Consider the following 21300-nt stretch of genomic DNA (forward strand, 5'->3'; position numbering starts at 1 on the left):
CTTTAGTTATTTTTTTTGTTGTTATTGACATCAAAAATTTCTAGAAACACAGTGTGTGGTACATTAATACTACCTATTTTTTTCATGCGTTTTTTTCCTTCTTTTTGATTATACAATAATTTTTTCTTTCGAGTTACATCACCTCCATGACATTTTTTTAAAACATTTTTTCGTAATTGCTTGATTGTATTTCGAGAGATTATTCGTTTACCAATAGTTGCTTGGATGACAATTTCAAATTGTTGTCTTGGTATTAATTTTTGTAATTTTTCCACTAATACATGTCCACGAGATATAGATTTTCTTTGATGAGTGATTATTGATAATGCATCAATACGTTGTTTGTTAATTAATATTTCTATACACACTATACTTGATGTTTGGAAGTGACTGAATTTATATTCAAATGAGGCATATCCACGGGATACAGATTTTATCTGATCAAAAAAATCTAATATTATTTCAGACATAGGTAATTCGTAAGTTATCATGATCTGATCGTCATGATATTTCATGGAAATCTGAGTGCCTCTTTTTTTAGTACATAGGGAAATAATTTCTCCAACATATTTTTTTGGAAGTAATATATTACATAACACAATAGGTTCGCGTATTTCTTTAATTTTTGTTAAGGCAAGTAGTTTTGATGGGCTATCTATATATATTATTTGATTGTCAATAGTTAATATTTCGTAAATTACCATTGGAGCTGTAACAATTAGATTAAGTGAATATTCACGTTTTAATCTTTCTTGTATAATTTCCATATGTAATAATCCAAGGAATCCACAACGAAAACCTAAACCTAAAAACTCTGATCTTTCTGGTTCATAAAATAAAGAAGCATCGTTTAAACTAAGTTTAAATAGAGCATCATGAAAAATTTTTTTATTTTTAGAGCCTACAGGAAATAGTCCTGCATAAACGTAAGGTTGTATTTTTTTAAAGCTATGGCATATATTGTTTGCGGGACGAGTTGACAGAGTTAATGTATCTCCTACAGGAGTACGTATAATATTTTTGTTGGAGCAAACTAACCAACCCACTTCTCCACAATCCAACATTTCACGTCTTACTTGTTTTGGAGTAAAAATACCTATTTGATCAACAGTGTATTTTTGCCCTGTATTCATGGATTGTAATATATCGCCTTTATTTAATTTTCCATTTTTAATACATACTAATGATACAATGCCTAAATATTTATTAAACCAAGAATCAATAATTAGTGCTTGCAAAGGAGCAAACGAATTTCCTTGAGGATGTGGAATGTCACAAATTATACGCTCTAATAATTCTGGTATGCCATAACCAGTTTTAGCTGAACATTGTATTGCATTATCTGCATTGATACCGATAATATTTTTGATTTCTTGAGATACTCGGATAGGATCTGCCGTCGATAAATCGATCTTATTTAATGCTATAACGACCTTTAAATTCATTTCTGTAGCAATTTGATAATTAGCTACAGTTTGTGCTTCCACTCCTTGTGTAACGTCTACTATTAATACAGCGCCTTCGCATGCTGCTAGAGACCGGGACACTTCATAAGAAAAATCAACATGTCCCGGAGTATCAATAAGATTTAATTGATAAGATTGGCCATGTTTAGAGGTATAATTTAGTGTTACGTTTTGTGATTTTATCGTAATGCCACGTTCTCGTTCTAATTCCATAGAATCTAATACTTGAGGTGTCATTTCACGTACATTTAATCCTCCACAAGTTTGAATAAATCGATCAGATAATGTTGATTTTCCATGATCAATGTGTGCAATAATAGAAAAATTACGTATGTATTTTATCATGATTAATATCAGTTGTGAGTAAAACCAAATTTAATTGATATCTAATTAGAATTAGTTAGTGTACAATAAGATGTTTTGAATAGATATGAAATAATTATAGAACAGATCGGTAGTTTGTGAGGAATATATTAGCGAATGATTTATAACCTGTATCCATAGAATTATTAATTGTATTATGTGTTGTCCTTTAGATATCAATAATTTGATTACGTTAAAACTATATATGACACTACAATATAAGCGTTGTTTATTAAAGTTGTGTAATATTAGAAGTAAATTTAATTACATATTAAATTTATACTTATTTAATATTAAAAATTTTTATTAATTCAATAATATTGAGACTTTAAATAAAAAATGTTCGGATATTAGAATAATATGATGAAAGAGTTGAGTTGGCGATATTTTTTATCAGAAGAAAAAAAATTATCATATTTTAATAATATATTATCTTATTTAGAAGAACAGAAAAAGAAAGGAATTGTTTATTATCCAAAACAAAAAGATATTTTTAATGCATTTCGATTTACTAGTTTTGAATCTGTTAAAGTTGTTATTATAGGACAAGATCCTTATCATGGACCAAATCAAGCGCATGGGCTTGCTTTTTCTGTGTTACCTGGCGTTTTAATACCTCCTTCTTTAAAGAATATCTATAAAGAACTCGTGTCCGATATACCCAATTTTATTATACCAAATCATGGGTTTTTGAAAAGTTGGACAAAGGAAGGGGTATTGTTACTGAATAGTATTTTGACTGTTGAAGCAGGAAAAAGTCATTCTCACGCTCATATTGGATGGGAATTATTTACAAATAAAGTAATACATATACTTAATGTTTATAAAGAAAAAATTATATTTATGTTATGGGGGCGATATGCTCAAAGAAAAGGGAATATGATTAGTCAAAAAAAACATCATATTTTAACTGCATCGCATCCTTCACCTATATCAGCTCAATATGGGTTTTTAGGATGTCGGCATTTTTCTAAGGCTAATATGTTTTTAATGCAAGAAGATAAACAGGTTATTGATTGGCAACCTAAAATAGGTGGTTGAAGTTTAATAAAAATTGAAAATGTTCTAAAGGGTGTTTAGATATTATAATTGCATGGTGTTATTATATAGTTTTAATTATTTTTATTTTGTGTTTTAAATACTTGCTTATTTTTTACTAACAAATAATTTTTTAAAGCAATAGTTCATCATATACCGTAAAGATTATATAACATGAATAATCTAAAATCGATATTTTATCGCTAATTTAATGCAATGGTTATTACAATTATATAAATTTTAATAAAATTACCTATGTCCTATATAATAGGATAACTTTTCCATTAGGGTGTCAATTGTTGTATAATTGTTATTTAGCAACTGTATACAGCAGACATGTAATTAACTCTGATTTATTATAGAATGTTTTACATACATAATATTTAGCATTTAGCTCTTGATACTGTAACCATAGCAGGTCGAATTAATCTACCATTAAGAATGTATCCTTTTTGAATAATTGTTAATACTTGATTTGGTTTTTGATCCTCGGATTCTACCATAGATATTGCTTGATGTATTTCAGGATTAAACGGGACATGAATTTCGTGTATAGATTCTAGTCCTAATTTGTATACAGTATCTAAAAATGATTTTAATGTTAGTTCAATTCCTTCTATTATGGCAGATAATGAAGCATTGGAATGATCCGAAATATTCAATGTACGTTCTAAATTATCAATGACTGGTAGTAATTCAAACATGAACCGTTCTAGCCCAAATTTATGGATTTTTTCTATTTCTTGGGCATTACGTCGGCGAATATTTTCTATTTCAGCTGTCAGACGTAGTATGGTATCGCGTTCATGTTCTTTAAGTTGAGCTAATTTGATTTTTAATTTAACAATTTGATCATTTTTTGGATCAATAATGTTATCTGCTGTAGAATTAGATTCTAATAATTCTTCTTTTTCTATTTTTTTATCTTGTGATATATGTTCATTAATATTGTTTTTTATATTGTTGTCTATCATGAATTTTATCCTCTGCTTATTAATTACATATTTTATAATTCAGTTATTATAAGGATGAATAACAGGTATTCAAGATATCATTTGTGATGAATAAAAAAATTACAACAAAACAGAAAGGATTCATAATAACATGACTTCTTCTATTTTTAGTACCGTTGGTATTATAGGATACTCTCGTTATCCGCAAGCTATACACACATATGATATTTTATATCGTTGGCTGTATAATAAAGGGATAACGGTAATCATTGAACATCATGCGGCTAGTTTATTAAATATGCAAAAATCGGTTGTAGGTGATTTGAATCATATAGGTAATTATGCAGATTTAGCTATAGTTATAGGAGGAGATGGAAATATGTTAAGAGCTGCGAATATTTTAGCTCAGTATGATATTAAAGTTATTGGTATTAATCGCGGAACTCTTGGATTTCTTACTGATTTAGATCCTAATTCAGCGCTAATGGAATTGTCCGAAGTTTTATCTGGTCATTTTGTTAATGAAAAGCGCTTTTTGTTAGATGTAACAGTACAACGCTGTAGTAAAGTTACCAAGTTAGGTAGTGCTATTAATGAAGTTATTTTACATACAAATACAATTAGACGCATGATTGAGTTTGAGCTATATATTGATAATAATTTTGTTTTTTCTCAGAGATCTGATGGGCTAATTATTTCTACTCCAACGGGATCAACTGCATATGCCTTATCTGCGGGAGGACCTATTCTTAGTCCAATGGTAGACGCTATTATATTAGTGTCAATATGTCCTCATACTTTATCATCTCGTCCAGTTGTGATTAATAGTGAAAGTATTATTCGTTTAAAATTCTCTAAAGTGACGTCTGAATTGAAAATTGGTTGCGACAATCAAATTCCTATTTTCATAGGTAAAGAAGAAGAAATTTTTATTCAACGTAGTAATTATTATCTTGATTTAATTCACCCTAATAACTATAACTATTTTAAAACATTGAATATTAAGCTTGGTTGGTCAAAAAATATTTCTGAAACAGAAAAGTAGTAGCAATATAATTAGATAATAGCTTCATGAAATATTTATTTTTGTTTTAATGATTTTCAACTATGGAATGAATTGGATAGAAGATTATGTGTTTGAAAGTGTTGCAACCTATACTACACACCATCGTTTCGATAGCAACGATGGTGTGTAGTATAGGTTGCACAATGATACAGTATATGCCTAAACAGTTTGATGTAAAGCAAGGTAATTATTTGTCTGAGTGTGAAATAAATAGAATTTGTCTTGGTATGACAAAATCTGACGTATCTTCTAATATTGGAGCTCCAACGTTGCAAGGTTTGTTAGCGCCAAATATATGGTATTATATTTTTTATCATCGTATTGGTAATAAAATAGTAAAACATCAAATTTTGACATTAAAGTTTGATACTAATGATGTTTTAATAACTATTGATAAAAAAGTAATAGTTTAAAATTTAATGATAAGATTACGAGTTTTTAATGAAATTTTACGGGTTTTCATGTAAAAATAAGTATTGAAATTAACAAATTTAAATATGAATATTTTTTGTATTTTATGTGATAAAATATATTACATACCGTACATTTTATTAGCTCTGGAAACGAATGATTTAATTATGTTTTTATACTTTTTTTTAAAAATGTGATTGAAAAATTTTTCAATAAATATTGATTTAAATTCATAATAGGAAGCATATTCAATTCTACTGATACTAGAAGTAATAGGAATAAATTTCCAGTAACCATAAAATGATTTAAATGGTCCTCTTACTAAAACGATTATGATGCTTTTGTTTTCTATAAAAAAATTATGAGTTACTAATGATTTAACCATTCCATTTGTAACTAGATTTATTTCGGCAATTAATTCGTTATCCTTTTGATCTAAAATTTTACTTACATTACATCCAGGAATAAATTGAGTATAGGAATTAATATCGTTTACTAAGTGAAACATTTGTTTTACGCTATAAGGAACTGAGGTAAAATATTTAACATGATACATATTTATCTTGTTTTTATTTTTAATAATTTTTATCTTTGTATATATACTAATTTATGCAAAGATAAAACAATTATGTTTCATATATGTAAAACATTATATTAGCAATGTATTTATTTTTAAACAATAAAATTAAAAGCAATATCTTTTATGAAAATTATGTTATGAATCAATTAATTTTAAAAAAAATTACTCAAAATAAGCGTGCGTATTATGAATATTTTATTGAAAAAAAAATAGAAGCCGGAATTGTATTGTTGGGATGGGAAGTAAAATCAGCGCGTTCTAATATGGTAACTATTGATAACAGCTATGTATCTTTTGATAATAGGGAAGCGTATATTTATAATTCTATATTCCAGACAAGTATAACGCAATTGTATAATGAAGTTTATAATGCAGTTCGCATACGTAAGTTATTATTAAAGAAAAATGAATTACTATTTTTGATGGAAACGGTTAAGCGAAGAGGTTATACTATAGTTGTTTTAGATTTGTATTGGAGGTATTCTTGGATTAAAATAAATATCGGAATTGCTAAAGGTAAAAAAAAGTATGATAAAAGAGATGTAATAGATGCACATAAATGGAAGAAAGAAAAAGTACATATTTTAAAATATATGAATAAATAGTGTTTCGTATATACGTTATTTTATGTTACAATGGTCTTTATTTACAGCGGGGCTGATTTAGGATTCGACGGGATATCTTATATTTGAAGTGCATGCCGAGGTGGGGTAGGCCTCGTAAAACAGCCTCAAAAAATAACTGCAAATAGTACACGTAGTGAATCTGTTGCTTTGGCAGCTTAAATCAGATTGATAATTTGAAGGTTCCCTCTCATATTTAGTATTTACTCTTAGATATTAAAAATAAAATCGGTAAGAGAGGTCATAGAAATAAGAGTGCACGTGAAAGTTTGCTTTTTGACTTAGCGTTAAGTAATTATAAAAAGGCTAGTGGGTTTAGTGATTGGTCTTAATATATCTAAATCGATTAAATACAATTTAAGACCTAAGCATGTAGGTGACTAAGAATAATTAGAATTCTGGACGCGGGTTCAAATCCCGCCAGCTCCACCAAAGATGTAAAGATATAAAATGTGAGTAAATCCAATTAAATAATCAATTATTTAAAAGGGAATTTTATATAAGTAGATGTGTTACTGTTTTGATTATGAAAGATAATCAGTTGGATTTGTGTGCTACATTAAGATTAGTTTGGGTAAGGTTGATATAATAAAAATTTCAGAGTTGTTTTCTACACCTACTTATTTAGTAAATGTATACAGTCGCTTTCTTATTGTACCATTCAAAAATTTTATCTAACAAGATAATGTTTGTTTTCTTGTTTAAAATTTAATTATTTAATAACAAGAATATCTATTGTTTGAAAACTAAATTAAGAAATTTTTAAGAAAAAATTATATGGATTATTTATATTTATTTGTTGCTATTCTTTCAGAAGTTGTTGCTACTGCTTCTTTAAAAGCATCTGAAGGATTTAGTAAATTGTATCCTTCTATTGTGGTAGTGGTTGGTTATTTACTTTCTTTTATATTGTTATCTTTAGTATTACAAACAATACCAATGGGTATTGCATATTCTTGTTGGGCTGGTCTTGGAATTATATTTATCACTATAGTAGGATATTTGTTCTATGATCAAAAATTAGATAGTCTAGCTATTATTGGTATTACTTTTATTATTATTGGTGTTGTATTAATTAATGTATTTTCCAGAGCTATAAAACATTAATCTGCGTGTAATTAATGTTTTATAGCTCACCTTTATAAAATTTATTGTAAAAATTATATTTTTATCTATATATTTTGTATAATTTAAAATTATTTTGTTTGTGTTTGAGGTAATTTTTATTGGTATTAAAGTGTGTTTTGTTTATTTTAGGCAGGTAAGTTTTGTTTACATTTTTTGTAATTTATTGAAATTTTTAATCATTTTATTTGTGGAAATGTTATTTTAGAGTTTGATATTTTAATTAGATTGTTATGTTGATGTCTGTAGATCGTATACGTATTGCTATGATACATTAATAATGATTAGGTGTAATATAATTTTTTTATAGTTTTAATTGTTCTAAAATTTTTTGTTTTAAAGGGATTAGAATGTTGTGGAAAATTTATGTGTACGTATAGTATGAATTTGTTTGTTGGGTTTATCATAATTAATATGGGTATTTTATCGTAAACTATAATGACTAATTCTTGAACGTAATTGACGATGTAAATTAATATATGGTAAAAATGAAATTTAATATTTTAAATAAGTTTGATGATCATAAAAAATTTCTTGTAGGCTTACCTAAAATTGTTCAGAGGTTGGATTATTTTAGAATTTTGTATAGTCCTAAAGAATTTAGCAATGAATTGCTATACGCTATTTCTAGAGCATGTAATCATATTTGTTTAGTAACACTTTATTTAGAAGGTGATCAAGGAGGTAAAAAGATTATTGATGCCTTATTTCGAGTAAAGAAAATTCGTCCGAAAATTAAGATTATAATTTTAGTGGATTGGCATCGTGCTAGGAGAGGTCGTATTGGTTCATCTAAAGAATATACAAATATTGACTGGTATACAGATCTTGTAAATAAGTATCCTAATACTGAGATTGCAATATATGGAATACCAATTAACATAAATGAGGCATTAGGGGTTTTTCATTTGAAGGGATTTATTATTGATGATCAAATATTATATAGCGGAGCTAGTTTGAGTGATGAGTATTTACATATAAATACTAAGTATCGATACGATCGGTACCATATAATACGGAATCGTCAATTGTCAAATATTATGTTGGATTATATTGATAAAGAATTATTGTCTTCGAGGGTCAGTAATAAATTAGGGTGTGAAAGTTCTTTAAGCAAATTAAATAAGTATAGGAAAAATGATGTTCGTTTGTTACGTCGTAATTTGCGAAGAGTTTGTTATTGTTATCAGGGTAATGCGACATTTAATGAATTGGCAATAGCTCCGTTGGTTGGTTTGGGTAAAAATAGTGAACTTAATCAAGCAATTTATCATTTAATTTGTTCGTCAAAGAATAAAATTATATTATGCACTCCATATTTTAATATGCCAAATGTATTAATAAATGCTTTAATTTATTTGTTACACAAAGGAAGGAATATAGAAATTATTGTAGGAGATAAAATTGCTAATGATTTTTATATTCCTTCTAATAAACCATTTACATTAATTAGTGTTTTACCGTATTTATATGAACTAAATTTGCGTTATTTTTTGAAGAAATTGCAAAATTATGTTGATAATAAACAATTAACAGTGCGGATGTGGAAAGAAGGTAATAATGGGTATCATGTTAAAGGTATTTGGGTGGATGACGAGTGGCAGTTGCTTACCGGAAATAATTTAAATCCTAGATCTTTGAGGTTTGATTTGGAGAACGCTTTACTTATACATGATCCATGTAAAATGTTGTTGAACCAAAATAATAAAGAACTGAATACTATTCGTATGCACACTAGTCCAATTATTCATTATACGTCGTTACAACATATATCTAATTATCCAGTGAAAGTAGGACAGTTTCTTCATAAAATTCGTAAATTTAGGTTTGATCGGTTAATTAATCGTATTTTATAAGCACGTTACTTTTCAATATGGGATTAGAACACAGAAGTCTCAGGTATTGCGAAGTTAAGTTCTCACGGGTCATTAGTATCGGTTAGCTTAACACTTTGCAGTGCTTATACACCCGACCTATCAACGTCATCGTCTTTAACGTCCCTTCAGGAGGACTTTTATCCTCAGGGAAGACTCATCTTGAGGCAAGTTTCCCACTTATATGCTTTCAGCGGTTATCTTTTCCGCACGTAGCTACCGGGCAATGCCATTGGCATGACAACCCGAACACCAGCGGTGCGTCCACTCCGGTCCTCTCGTACTAGGAGCAGCCCCTCTCAATCTTCCAACGCCCACGGCAGATAGGGACCGAACTGTCTCACGACGTTCTAAACCCAGCTCGCGTACCACTTTAAATGGCGAACAGCCATACCCTTGGGACCTACTGCAGCCCCAGGATGTGATGAGCCGACATCGAGGTGCCAAACACCGCCGTCGATATGAACTCTTGGGCGGTATTAGCCTGTTATCCCCGGAGTACCTTTTATCCGTTGAGCGATGGCCTTTCCATTCAGAACCACCGGATCACTAAGACCTGCTTTCGCATCTGCTCGAATCGTCACTCTCGCAGTTAAGCTAGCTTATGCCTTTGCACTAACCTCACGATGTCCAACCGTGATTAGCTAACCTTTGTGCTCCTCCGTTACTCTTTGGGAGGAGACCGCCCCAGTCAAACTACCCACCAGACACTGTCCTTGATCCGGATAACGGACCTAAGTTAGAATATCAAATGTTAAAGGGTGGTATTTCAAGGATGGCTCCATAAAAGCTAGCGCTTTTACTTCGTTGCCTCCCACCTATCCTACACATCAAAATTTAATATTCAGTATCAAGCTATAGTAAAGGTTCACGGGGTCTTTCCGTCTTGCCGCGGGTACGCCGCATCTTCACGGCGAATTCAATTTCACTGAGTCTCGGGTGGAGACAGTCTGGCCATCATTACGCCATTCGTGCAGGTCGGAACTTACCCGACAAGGAATTTCGCTACCTTAGGACCGTTATAGTTACGGCCGCCGTTTACCGAGGCTTCGATCAAGAGCTTTTCTTTATTACAAACAAAGATAACCCTTTCAATTAACCTTCCGGCACCGGGCAGGCGTCACACCGTATACTTCCACTTTCGTGTTTGCACAGTGCTGTGTTTTTAATAAACAGTTGCAGCCAGCTGGTATCTTCGACTGGGTTCAGCTTCAGAAGCAATATATTTATTGTTCTTTCACTTACGTTCCAGTGTGCCTTCTCCCGAAGTTACGGCACTATTTTGCCTAGTTCCTTCACCCGAGTTCTCTCAAGCGCCTGAGTATTCTCTACCTAACCACCTGTGTCGGTTTATGGTACGATTAGATATAACCTGAAGCTTAGAGGATTTTCTTGGAAGTATAGCATTAATTCCTTCGCCATCTTGATGGCTCGTCATAGCGCCTCAGCGTTAGAAAGAATGGATTTTCCTTAATCTTTCCGCTTACACGTTTAAACCGAGACTACCGATCCTCGGAGAACCTAGCTTTCTTCGTCACCCCATCGCAGTTAAATCTAGTACAGGAATATTAACCTGTTTCCCATCAGCTACGCCTGTTGGCCTCGCCTTAGGGGTCGACTTACCCTGCCCCGATTAACGTTGGACAGGAACCCTTAGTTTTTCGGCGAGCGGGTTTTTCACCCGCTTTATCGTTACTTATGTCAGCATTCGCACTTCTGATACCTCCAGCATGTTTTACAACATACCTTCTCAGGCTTACAGAACGCTCCCCTACCCAATAAAACTTTATGTTTGATATAATTTTGAACACAAAATATTAAACTATAAAATATATATTGCCGCAGCTTCGGTACATGATTTAGCCCCGTTAAATCTTCCGCGCAAGCCGACTCGACCAGTGAGCTATTACGCTTTCTTTAAATGATGGCTGCTTCTAAGCCAACATCCTGGCTGTCTAAGCCTTCTCACATCGTTTCCCACTTAATCATGATTTAGGGACCTTAGCTGGCGATCTGGGTTGTTTCCCTCTCCACGACGAATGTTAGCACCCGCCGTGTGTCTCCCGTAATAGCATTCTTTGGTATTCGTAGTTTGCATCGAGTTGGTAGTCTGGGAAGACCCCTAGTCGAAACAGTGCTCTACCCCCAAAGATGAATTTACGAGGCGCTACCTAAATAGCTTTCGGGGAGAACCAGCTATCTCCCGGTTTGATTGGCCTTTCACCCCTAACCACAAATCATCCGCTAATTTTTCAACATTAGTCGGTTCGGTCCTTCAATCAGTGTTACCTAATTTTCAACCTGTTCATGGTTAGATCACCGGGTTTCGGGTCTATATCCTGCAACTTAACGCCCAGTTAAGACTCGGTTTCCCTATGGCTCCCTTATTTAGTTAACCTTGCTACAGAATATAAGTCGCTGACCCATTATACAAAAGGTACGCAGTCACACAAATAAGTAATAATTCATGCTCCTACTGCTTGTACGTACACGGTTTCAGGTTCTATTTCACTCCCCTAGCCGGGGTTCTTTTCGCCTTTCCCTCACGGTACTGGTTCACTATCGGTCAGTCAAGAGTATTTAGCCTTGGAGGATGGTCCCCCCATCTTCAGACAAAATATCACGTGTTTCGTCCTACTCATTGAGTTATAATAACTAACATATTTTCAGATACGAGGCTATCACTCTATATTGCTAATTTTTCCAAATTATTCTCTTAATATATCAGTAGTACTAAGTAACTCTGGGCTGTTCCCTGTTCGCTCGCCGCTACTAAGGGAATCTCAAATTGATTTCTGTTCCTCAGAGTACTAAGATGTTTCAGTTCCTCTGGTTTGCTTCATTTAGCTATGAATTTACTAAATGATAATGCACAATTTAGCTTGCATTAGGTTTCCCCATTCGGAAATCACCGGTTCAAACGCTTCACATCAGCTTACCGATGCTTTTCGCAGATCAGCACGTCCTTCATCGCCTTTGACTGCCAAGGCATTCGCCGTGTACGCTTAAATTACTTAACTTCGCAATCCTCAGACCTCTAATTTAATTTAGATGAATTATATTTTATTTTTATATAAACACATTTATCTCAATATGTGTGGATATTAATAATCCTAAATATAATATTTTATTCATTTTTAACATATTTAAAAGTTTAAGATTTAAGTTTTATCCTAATTGTTAAAGAACTATAAAATACCAAATTTATTTGTGAATATTTTAAACTGTCCCCTAGGGGCTTTGAACCCCTGTTGCCGCCGTGAAAGGGCAGTGTCCTAGACCTCTAGACGAAGGGGACCCTGTGGGGGTTCTAGTTGCAATTAATAAATCAAAATTTGGTATTTATCTATGTTTTTAGTCATATCTAAAAACATTAAATAATTTATGTGGACACTTCGCTTATATTACTTTTGATAAGTAAGGAGGTGATCCAACCGCAGGTTCCCCTACGGTTACCTTGTTACGACTTCACCCCAGTCATGAATCACAAAGTGGTAAGCGTCCTCCCGAAGGTTAAACTACTTACTTCTTTTGCAACCCACTTCCATGGTGTGACGGGCGGTGTGTACAAGGCCCGGGAACGTATTCACCGTGACATTCTGATCCACGATTACTAGCGATTCCGACTTCATGGAGTCGAGTTGCAGACTCCAATCCGGACTAAGACGTACTTTATGAGGTTTGCTTGCTCTTACGAGATTGCTTCTCTTTGTATACGCCATTGTAGCACGTTTGTAGCCCTACTCATAAGGGCCATGATGACTTGACGTCATCCTCACCTTCCTCCGGTTTATCACCGGCAGTCTCCTTTGAGTTCCCGACTTTACTCGTTGGCAACAAAGGATAAGGGTTGCGCTCGTTGCGGGACTTAACCCAACATTTCACAACACGAGCTGACGACAGCCATGCAGCACCTGTCTCAAAGTTCCCGAAGGCACTCTCATATTTCTATGCGATTCTTTGGATGTCAAGAGTAGGTAAGGTTCTTCGTGTTGCATCGAATTAAACCACATGCTCCACCGCTTGTGCGGGCCCCCGTCAATTCATTTGAGTTTTAACCTTGCGGTCGTACTCCCCAGGCGGTCGATTTAATGCGTTAGCTTCGAAAGCCACAGATCAAGTCTGCAACCTTCAAATCGACATCGTTTACGGCATGGACTACCAGGGTATCTAATCCTGTTTGCTCCCCATGCTTTCGTACCTGAGTGTCAGTTTTCGTCTAGGGGGTCGCCTTCGCCACCGGTATTCCTCCAGATCTCTACGCATTTCACCGCTACACCTGGAATTCTACCCCCCTCTACGAAACTCTAGCTTACCAGTTTCAAATGCAGTTCCTAAGTTGAGCTCAGGGATTTCACATCTGACTTGATAAACCACCTACGTACGCTTTACGCCCAGTAATTCCGATTAACGCTTGCACCCTCCGTATTACCGCGGCTGCTGGCACGGAGTTAGCCGGTGCTTCTTGTATGGGTAACGTCAATTAAAATTGGTATTATCAAAGTTAAATTCTTCCCCATTGAAAGTGCTTTACAACCCGAAGGCCTTCTTCACACACACGGTATAGCTGCATCAGGGTTTCCCCCATTGTGCAATATTCCCCACTGCTGCCTCCCGTAAGAGTCTGGACCGTGTCTCAGTTCCAGTGTGGCTGATCGTCCTCTCAGACCAGCTAAGGATCGTGGCCTAGGTGGGCTATTACCCCGCCTACTAGCTAATCCTATCTGGGTTCATCCGATAGCATAAGGCTTTGTTTTTTGCGAACAAAATGCAAAGTCCCCTATTTTGGTCTTTATGACTTCATGCGGTATTAGCTATCGTTTCCAATAGTTATCCCCCTCTACCGGGCAGATCCCCAGATTTTACTCACCCGTTTGCCGCTCGCCAATCAGGACAACAAAAAAATCGCTGTCCCTGCTGCCGCTCGACTTGCATGTGTTAAGCTTACCGTCAGCGTTCAATCTGAGCCATGATCAAACTCTTCAATTTAAATCAGTTTTCATTTATAATAAACAAGCGGATTAATTTCTAGCATAACTATCAATTAATCAAACTTTATATTCTATAAATGGTATTATACTATCTTTCATATTCGCGTAAGTGCCCACATAGATTATCTAGAATTCAATTGTTAAAGAACTATATTTCCGATTGTTCATACTTCATATTATTTTCAAAATAACAAAACAAATACATCATTAGCATTGATTTTAGTTAATGTCAATAGTATTTAATATTATTTCTATGATTTAATAGTTATTATTTAAAGTATTAAATTAATTTTTTATGACTATGTTAAATTATTTAAATAATTTAACATTTTAGGAAATGATATATAATATTATTGTAATTATGTTATTGCGTGTAATATTTGTAAAATTGCAATTAATATTGTGGTTTAACTTGTTGTTGTGAGGATACTATGACGCAATCATCATTGTTCGTTCGTCGTGTGTTAATTAGTGTGTTTGATAAATCTAATATTTTAAAATTTGCTCAATCATTAATTGAACGGGGCATTCAATTATTGTCGACTGGAGGTACGGCTCAAGTATTAGCTGATGCTGGGTTACCAGTATTTAAAATTTCTGATTATATTAATTTACCTGAAATAATGGATGGACGCATTAAAACGTTACATTATAAGATATACGCTGGAATTCTTGGAAGACGAGGATTAGACGATACTGTTATGCGTCAATATAATATTCAATCAATTGATATGGTAGTGATTAATTTCTATTCGTTTAATTCTTTGTTAAAGAAAAATAAAATATGTTCTGAAGAAGAAATGTTAGAATATATTGATATTAGTGGGCCAAGTATGGTAAGAGCGGCAGCAAAAAATTATAGAAATGTAGCTACTGTGGTCGATAGTGATAATTATGAAAAAATTTTAGATGAAATTAATCACCGCAATGGACTGATCAGCTTAAAGACCCGGTTTCATTTAGCTGCAAAAGCATTTAAATATGTTGCTGAATATGATAATGCAATTGCCGATTATTTTAACTGTCAGCTGGAAAATAATCGTTGTGTTACTACGATTGATGAGGACAATTATGATGTATTATCTCATCCTTTTCCTAAAAAATTAACTTTTATGAATCTTAAATTCATTAAAAAACAAGATATGTGTTATGGAGAAAATCCGCACCAACGAGCAGCATTTTATATAGATACATGCGAGAAACAAATAGGATCTATTGCTACTGCTCATCAATTACAAGGAAAGCCATTATCTTATAATAATATTTTAGATATGGATACGGCTTTGGAATGTGTAAAAATGTTTGATGAACCAACTTGTGTAATTGTTAAACATACTAATCCATGTGGGGTTGCTACTTCTAATACAATTAGCTCAGCATATGTTAAAGCTCATCAATCAGATCCTATTTCTGCGTTTGGAGGAATTATTGCCTTTAATAGATCTTTAGATAAAAATACGGCTCAAACTATCGTTAAGCGACAATTTGTAGAAGCAATTGTGGCTCCAAGTATTGATCGAGATTGTCTTAGTATTTTATCTAGTAAAAAAAATATGCGAGTGTTGGAATGTGGTGTGTGGACTTTGAGAAAATCAGATATAGATTTTAGACGTATTAATGGAGGATTATTGGTACAGGATCATGATGTCATGACAGAGTTACAATCTTTAGAAACAGTTACCATTCGTCAGCCAACAAATGAGGAAATAAAAGATGCATTGTTTTGTTGGAAGATAGTTAAGTTTGTTAAATCTAATGCAATTGTTTGCGGTAAAAATTGTCAAATAACTGGAATTGGTGGTGGCCAAATGAATCGGGTACATGCGGTAAAAATAGCTGTTTCTTTCAAAGAACAGGGCATGTTGAATGTTCAAGGATCAGTGATGGCTTCTGATGCTTTTTTCCCTTTTCCTGATGTTATACGTATTGCGTCTGAAGTAGGTATTAATTGCATCATACAACCAGGAGGATCTATTCGAGATCGGGAAATTATTAAAACTGCCGATAGATATGGTATCTCGATGATTTTTACACGTATTCGTCATTTTAGGCATTGATTCTTCAAAATATGAGTTTAATAGGATTTATTTTATTTATATAAATACTAGTTGTAAAATTTGCGTTTACTTATAGACAATATATGTAAAATTTGGTAGTGGTATTTATTTGTATTAAGGTATTTCAAGAATCGTTGGTGCAATAAGTCTTAATGTTAAATTGAAATATTATTTAAATAGTTTTGATTAATTGATGTGCAATATTTACTTAGATTAGACAACTAATGTCATGAATAGTTTATATTTAATTTGTTTATTTTTATAGGGATTTATAAATATAGAGTTTTATATACTTACTTTAATATAGACTTATAGGAGTGATTTTAAAACATAAAAAATTATGTTATTTATGTTCAAGTGTTTGAAATATGTTAAATTATATATTTTTATATATTTGATGTATATTATTAATTGTTAGTATAACTTGTTATTTTTAGTCTATAATAATCATTATATATTAGTAACATTTTTTAATCATAACTAAATTTAAGGTTTATGTAGCGTTTAACAACTCAGTTAGGTTTGCTGACGCTTCATCTGCTGTAATTTGAGAAGAAATATTTGTTGTTGTGTTGGATTTGTCTATCTCATTCTTATTCTTATTATTGAGATGACGACGGTGATGCATACGTTCTTGATGGTAAGAGTAACCAGTTCCGGCTGGAATTAGTCTTCCAACAATAACGTTTTCTTTGAGACCACGTAATTCATCCCTTTTTCCAGCTACAGATGATTCAGTTAATACACGTGTTGTTTCTTGAAAAGATGCTGCAGAGATAAATGATTCTGTAGCTAACGATGCCTTGGTTATTCCTAATAAATTACGCATGAAACTTATTTTTACTTTTCCTTCATTCTCTAGTTTACGGTTAGCAATTTTAATACGTGAATATTCCACTTGTTCACCTACTAATAAATCAGAATTTCCTGATCGAATAACAGTAGCTTTACGTAACATTTGCCGCACAATGACCTCTATATGTTTATCGTTAATTTTTACTCCTTGCAAACGATAAACATCTTGTACTTCATTGACAATATAGTGAGTTACTGAATGTACCCCACGTAATCGTAGAATATCGTGTGGAGATTCTGGTCCGTCAGAAATAATATCTCCACGATCTACATATTCACCTTCAAAAACGTTAAGATGACGCCATTTTGGAATCATTTCTTCATAAATATCCTCCTTGTCATTTATGGGGGAGATCATCAAGCGACGTTTTCCTTTTGTTTCCTTTCCAAAAGAAATTGTTCCACTAATTTCCGCTAAAATTGCTGATTCTTTTGGACGACGTGCTTCGAATAAGTCTGCAACGCGTGGTAACCCACCAGTAATATCTTTAGTACCACTGCTTTCATGTGGTAATCTTGCTAATGTATCTCCACAAATAATTCTTGATCCATTAATTAACTGGATCACACTTCTACCAGGTAAAAAATATTGCACTGGAACATCTGTGCCTGGAATAAAAATATCATAACCATTAACATCTACTATTTTTAATGTGGGTCTTAAATCTTTAGCCCCGCTCACACGTTCAGAAGTATCCAATACTACAATAGAGGTTAATCCTGTTAACTCATCAGTTTGTTTAATAATACTTTGCCCATCTACCATATCAACAAATTGAATAAATCCACTTACTTCTGCAATTACCGGCATAGTATGTGGATCCCAATAAGCTACTATTTCTCCATGTGTTACTTCTTCTCCATTTTTTTTTGTTATTATAGCACCATAAGGTACTTTATAGCTTTCTTTAGTACGAGAAAATTGATCAATAATTTTAAGTTCGGTATTACGAGATGTAATTACTAATTTTCCTTCTCCATTTGTTACAGATTTAATATTTTTTAAGTGAACAGTACCTTTATTTTTGATTTGAATGCTTGATTCTGAAGCAGATCTAGAGGCAGCTCCACCGATATGAAAGGTACGCATTGTTAATTGTGTACCTGGTTCGCCTATAGATTGGGCTGCAATGACGCCAATTGCTTCTCCTTTATTTACAAGTTGACCTCTAGCCAAATCTCGGCCATAACATTTTGCGCATACACCAAAGTCAGTATCACAGGTTACAACAGACCGTACTTTAACGGTATCAATTGAATATTCATCTAAAATATCACACCAATATTCGTTTAATAAAGTATTACGTTTGATCAATACTCTACTAGTATCTTCGTTAGATTCTAAAATATCTTCTGCTAAAACTCGGCCTAATACACGCTCTCGTAGAGGTTCTTTTACGTCGCCGCCTTCAATGACGGGGCTCATTATGATACCAGCAAATGTATTACAGTCGTCCTGTGTAATTACTAAATCTTGAGCTACATCTACTAGACGCCGTGTTAAATAGCCAGAGTTAGCCGTTTTTAAAGCGGTATCAGCTAATCCTTTACGGGCTCCATGTGTAGAAATAAAATACTGTAATACATTTAGTCCTTCTCGGAAATTTGCAGTAATAGGAGTTTCAATAATTGATCCATCTGGCTTTGCCATTAAACCACGCATACCAGCAAGTTGACGTATTTGCGCTGCTGATCCCCGCGCGCCAGAGTCCGCCATCATAAAAATATTATTAAACGATGCCTGTATTTCTATTTGTCCATTCCGATTTTTTACAGTTTCAGTAGCTAAATTGTCCATCATTGCTTGCGCCACTCGTTCATTAGCTGCAGCCCATATATCAATAACTTTATTATAACGTTCACCTGCTGTAACTAATCCGGTCTGAAATTGTTCTTGTATTTCTGCTACTTCAGATTCTGCTTCATCAATTATATCAGCTTTTTTTGAAGGAATAATCATATCATCAATACCGACAGAGGCTCCAGAACGAGCAGCGTATGCAAATCCAGTATACATAATTTGATCAGCTAATATAACAGTAGCTTTTAGTCCTAGTAAACGATAGCAACTATTTAACATTGTAGATATAGCTTTTTTTCCTAATACTTGATTGACCAATATAAATGGCAGTCCTTTGGGTATAATCATCCAAAAAATAGCACGTCCTATTGTGCTGTTAACAATATTTGTTTTTTTTAACCATTCTCCATTTTTTCCACATTCATATTCAGTAATACGTATCTTAATGCGAGCATGTAGTTCAGCTAAACCTAGACGATAGAGGTATTCTGCTTCTTTTGGCCCGGTTAATATCATTCCTTCTCCTTTAGAATTTGCACGTTCGCGTGTCATATAGTATAAACCTAATACTACATCTTGAGATGGGACAATAATAGGCTCTCCATTAGCAGGAGATAATATGTTGTTGGTAGACATCATTAAAGCTCTAGCTTCTAATTGAGCTTCTAGTGTCAACGGAACATGCACTGCCATTTGATCTCCGTCAAAATCAGCATTATATGCAGCACAAACTAATGGGTGTAATTGAATAGCCTTTCCTTCTATTAATACTGGTTCAAAAGCTTGAATACCTAATCTATGTAATGTAGGAGCACGATTTAACATTACTGGATGCTCTCGAATTACATTGTCAAGAATATCCCATACTACTGCTTCTTCTCTATCTACCATTTTCTTAGCAGCTTTGATAGTGCTAGCAAAACCCTGCAATTCTAATTTCCCATAAATAAATGGTTTAAATAACTCTAAAGCCATTTTTTTTGGTAACCCACATTGATGTAATTTTAAATAAGGACCAACGGTAATTACTGAACGACCAGAATAATCAACACGCTTTCCTAAAAGATTTTGACGAAATCTACCTTGTTTACCCTTAATCATATCAGCTAAAGATTTCAAAGGACGCTTATTGGAGCCGGTAATTGCACGACCTCTACGTCCATTATCCAATAATGCATCTACTGCTTCTTGCAGCATCCTTTTTTCATTACGTACTATAATTTCTGGCGCGGCTAAGTCTAACAATCGTTTTAATCTATTATTTCTGTTAATAACACGACGATATAAATCATTTAAATCGGAAGTAGCAAAACGCCCTCCATCTAATGGAACTAGCGGCCTTAAATCTGGAGGAAGCACTGGCAATACATTTAGAATCATCCATTCAGGTTTATTTTCGGAATATATAAACGATTCAATTAATTTTATACGTTTTGTTATTTTTTTACGTTTAGTTTCAGAATTACTGTCTTCTAATATTTCTCGTAGAAATTCGCATTCGGTTTTTAAATTTTTATTTCTTAATAAAATTTGAATGGCTTCAGCTCCCATTTTCGCTTCGAATTCATCGCCAAATTCTTCTAATGCGTCTAAATATTCTTCCTCAGTTAAGATTTGATGACATTCAAGGCTAGTCATACCATTTTCGATTACCACATAGGATTCAAAGTATAGAACACGTTCGATATCACGTAACGGCATATCCAGTAATAAACCAATACGTGATGGTAATGATTTTAGAAACCAAATATGAGCAGTAGGAGAAGCTAATTCGATGTGTCCCATACGTTCTCGTCGTACTTTGCTTTGTGTCACTTCTACTCCGCATTTTTCACAGACTACTCCACGATGCTTTAGACGTTTATACTTGCCACATAGACATTCATAGTCTTTAATAGGACCGAAAATTCGTGCACAAAATAAACCGTCTCGTTCGGGTTTAAAAGTGCGGTAATTAATAGTTTCTGGTTTTTTTACTTCACCAAAAGACCAAGATCTAATCATATCTGGAGAAGCAAGCGCAATTTTAATTGCATTAAATTCTTCTACTTGAGTATGTTGTATCTTAAAAAATTTGAGCAAATCTTTCACAGAGAG

Annotated in this window: 11 protein-coding genes, 1 tRNA gene, 2 rRNA genes and 1 other RNA gene; 8 read left to right on the top strand and 7 right to left on the bottom strand. The window is 33.3% G+C overall.

The genetic code is table 11. The features are described 5' to 3' along the window. Positions 1–2 precede the first annotated feature (2 nt). Positions 3–1811, bottom strand: coding sequence for a translation elongation factor 4 (gene lepA, locus M9408_RS01080; protein ID WP_250257354.1), 1809 nt, complete (start codon positions 1809–1811; stop codon positions 3–5). Positions 1812–2189: 378 nt separating this feature from the next. Here lepA and ung point away from each other — a divergent pair, with 378 nt between their 5' ends. After that, positions 2190–2870 carry a uracil-DNA glycosylase gene (ung, locus tag M9408_RS01085; protein ID WP_250257355.1) on the top strand — a complete coding sequence of 227 codons (681 nt, stop codon included), beginning with the start codon at positions 2190–2192 and terminating at the stop codon, positions 2868–2870. 380 nt (positions 2871–3250) lie between these two features. On the opposite strand, the gene grpE is transcribed toward ung, so the two are convergent. After that, positions 3251–3841, bottom strand: coding sequence for a nucleotide exchange factor GrpE (gene grpE, locus M9408_RS01090; RefSeq protein ID WP_250257356.1), 591 nt, complete (start codon positions 3839–3841; stop codon positions 3251–3253). A gap of 130 nt (positions 3842–3971) precedes the next feature. Here grpE and nadK point away from each other — a divergent pair, with 130 nt between their 5' ends. Beyond that, on the top strand, positions 3972–4865 hold the full coding sequence (gene nadK / locus M9408_RS01095; protein WP_250257357.1) for an NAD(+) kinase: 894 nt from the start codon (positions 3972–3974) through the stop codon (positions 4863–4865). A 176-nt stretch (positions 4866–5041) separates the two neighbouring features. Next, positions 5042–5299 carry an outer membrane protein assembly factor BamE domain-containing protein gene (bamE, locus tag M9408_RS01100; RefSeq protein WP_250257358.1) on the top strand — a complete coding sequence of 86 codons (258 nt, stop codon included), beginning with the start codon at positions 5042–5044 and terminating at the stop codon, positions 5297–5299. 119 nt (positions 5300–5418) lie between these two features. Here bamE and M9408_RS01105 read toward each other — a convergent pair whose 3' ends face one another. Continuing rightward, entirely contained in the window at positions 5419–5853 is a 435-nt protein-coding gene (locus M9408_RS01105) for a type II toxin-antitoxin system RatA family toxin (protein WP_250257359.1), read from the bottom strand. Between the two features lie 161 nt (positions 5854–6014). On the opposite strand from M9408_RS01105, the gene smpB reads away from it, so the two are divergent. The 4 genes from smpB (at position 6015) to pssA (ending at position 9481) form a co-directional block, all read left to right on the top strand. After that, entirely contained in the window at positions 6015–6482 is a 468-nt protein-coding gene (gene smpB, locus M9408_RS01110; RefSeq protein ID WP_250248653.1) for an SsrA-binding protein SmpB, read from the top strand. A gap of 48 nt (positions 6483–6530) precedes the next feature. Beyond that, positions 6531–6932: a transfer-messenger RNA gene (ssrA, locus tag M9408_RS01115) on the top strand. A 345-nt stretch (positions 6933–7277) separates the two neighbouring features. Then, a complete protein-coding gene (locus M9408_RS01120; protein WP_250257360.1) occupies positions 7278–7607 on the top strand; it encodes a DMT family transporter in 330 nt (109 codons plus the stop codon). Positions 7608–8104: 497 nt separating this feature from the next. Continuing rightward, entirely contained in the window at positions 8105–9481 is a 1377-nt protein-coding gene (gene pssA / locus M9408_RS01125) for a CDP-diacylglycerol--serine O-phosphatidyltransferase (RefSeq protein ID WP_250257361.1), read from the top strand. 51 nt (positions 9482–9532) lie between these two features. Here pssA and M9408_RS01130 read toward each other — a convergent pair. The 3 genes from M9408_RS01130 to M9408_RS01140 all read right to left on the bottom strand — a co-directional run bounded on the left by M9408_RS01130 (position 9533) and on the right by M9408_RS01140 (position 14488). Beyond that, positions 9533–12518, bottom strand: a 23S ribosomal RNA gene (locus M9408_RS01130). A 206-nt stretch (positions 12519–12724) separates the two neighbouring features. Further along, a tRNA-Glu gene (locus M9408_RS01135) sits at positions 12725–12797 on the bottom strand. Between the two features lie 120 nt (positions 12798–12917). Beyond that, positions 12918–14488: ribosomal RNA gene (locus tag M9408_RS01140) — 16S ribosomal RNA — on the bottom strand. Together the 16S and 23S rRNA genes with 1 tRNA gene alongside form the textbook arrangement of a ribosomal RNA operon. A 433-nt stretch (positions 14489–14921) precedes the next feature. On the opposite strand from M9408_RS01140, the gene purH reads away from it, so the two are divergent. Beyond that, entirely contained in the window at positions 14922–16547 is a 1626-nt protein-coding gene (purH, locus tag M9408_RS01145; protein WP_250257363.1) for a bifunctional phosphoribosylaminoimidazolecarboxamide formyltransferase/IMP cyclohydrolase, read from the top strand. 493 nt (positions 16548–17040) lie between these two features. Here purH and rpoC read toward each other — a convergent pair whose 3' ends face one another. After that, positions 17041–21294, bottom strand: a complete 4254-nt coding sequence (gene rpoC / locus M9408_RS01150) for a DNA-directed RNA polymerase subunit beta' (RefSeq protein WP_250257364.1) — start codon at positions 21292–21294, stop codon at positions 17041–17043. Positions 21295–21300: the final 6 nt, after the last annotated feature.

Origin of the sequence: Candidatus Blochmannia vicinus (assembly GCF_023586525.1) — a bacterium.
Lineage (GTDB): Bacteria > Pseudomonadota > Gammaproteobacteria > Enterobacterales > Enterobacteriaceae > Blochmanniella > Blochmanniella vicinus.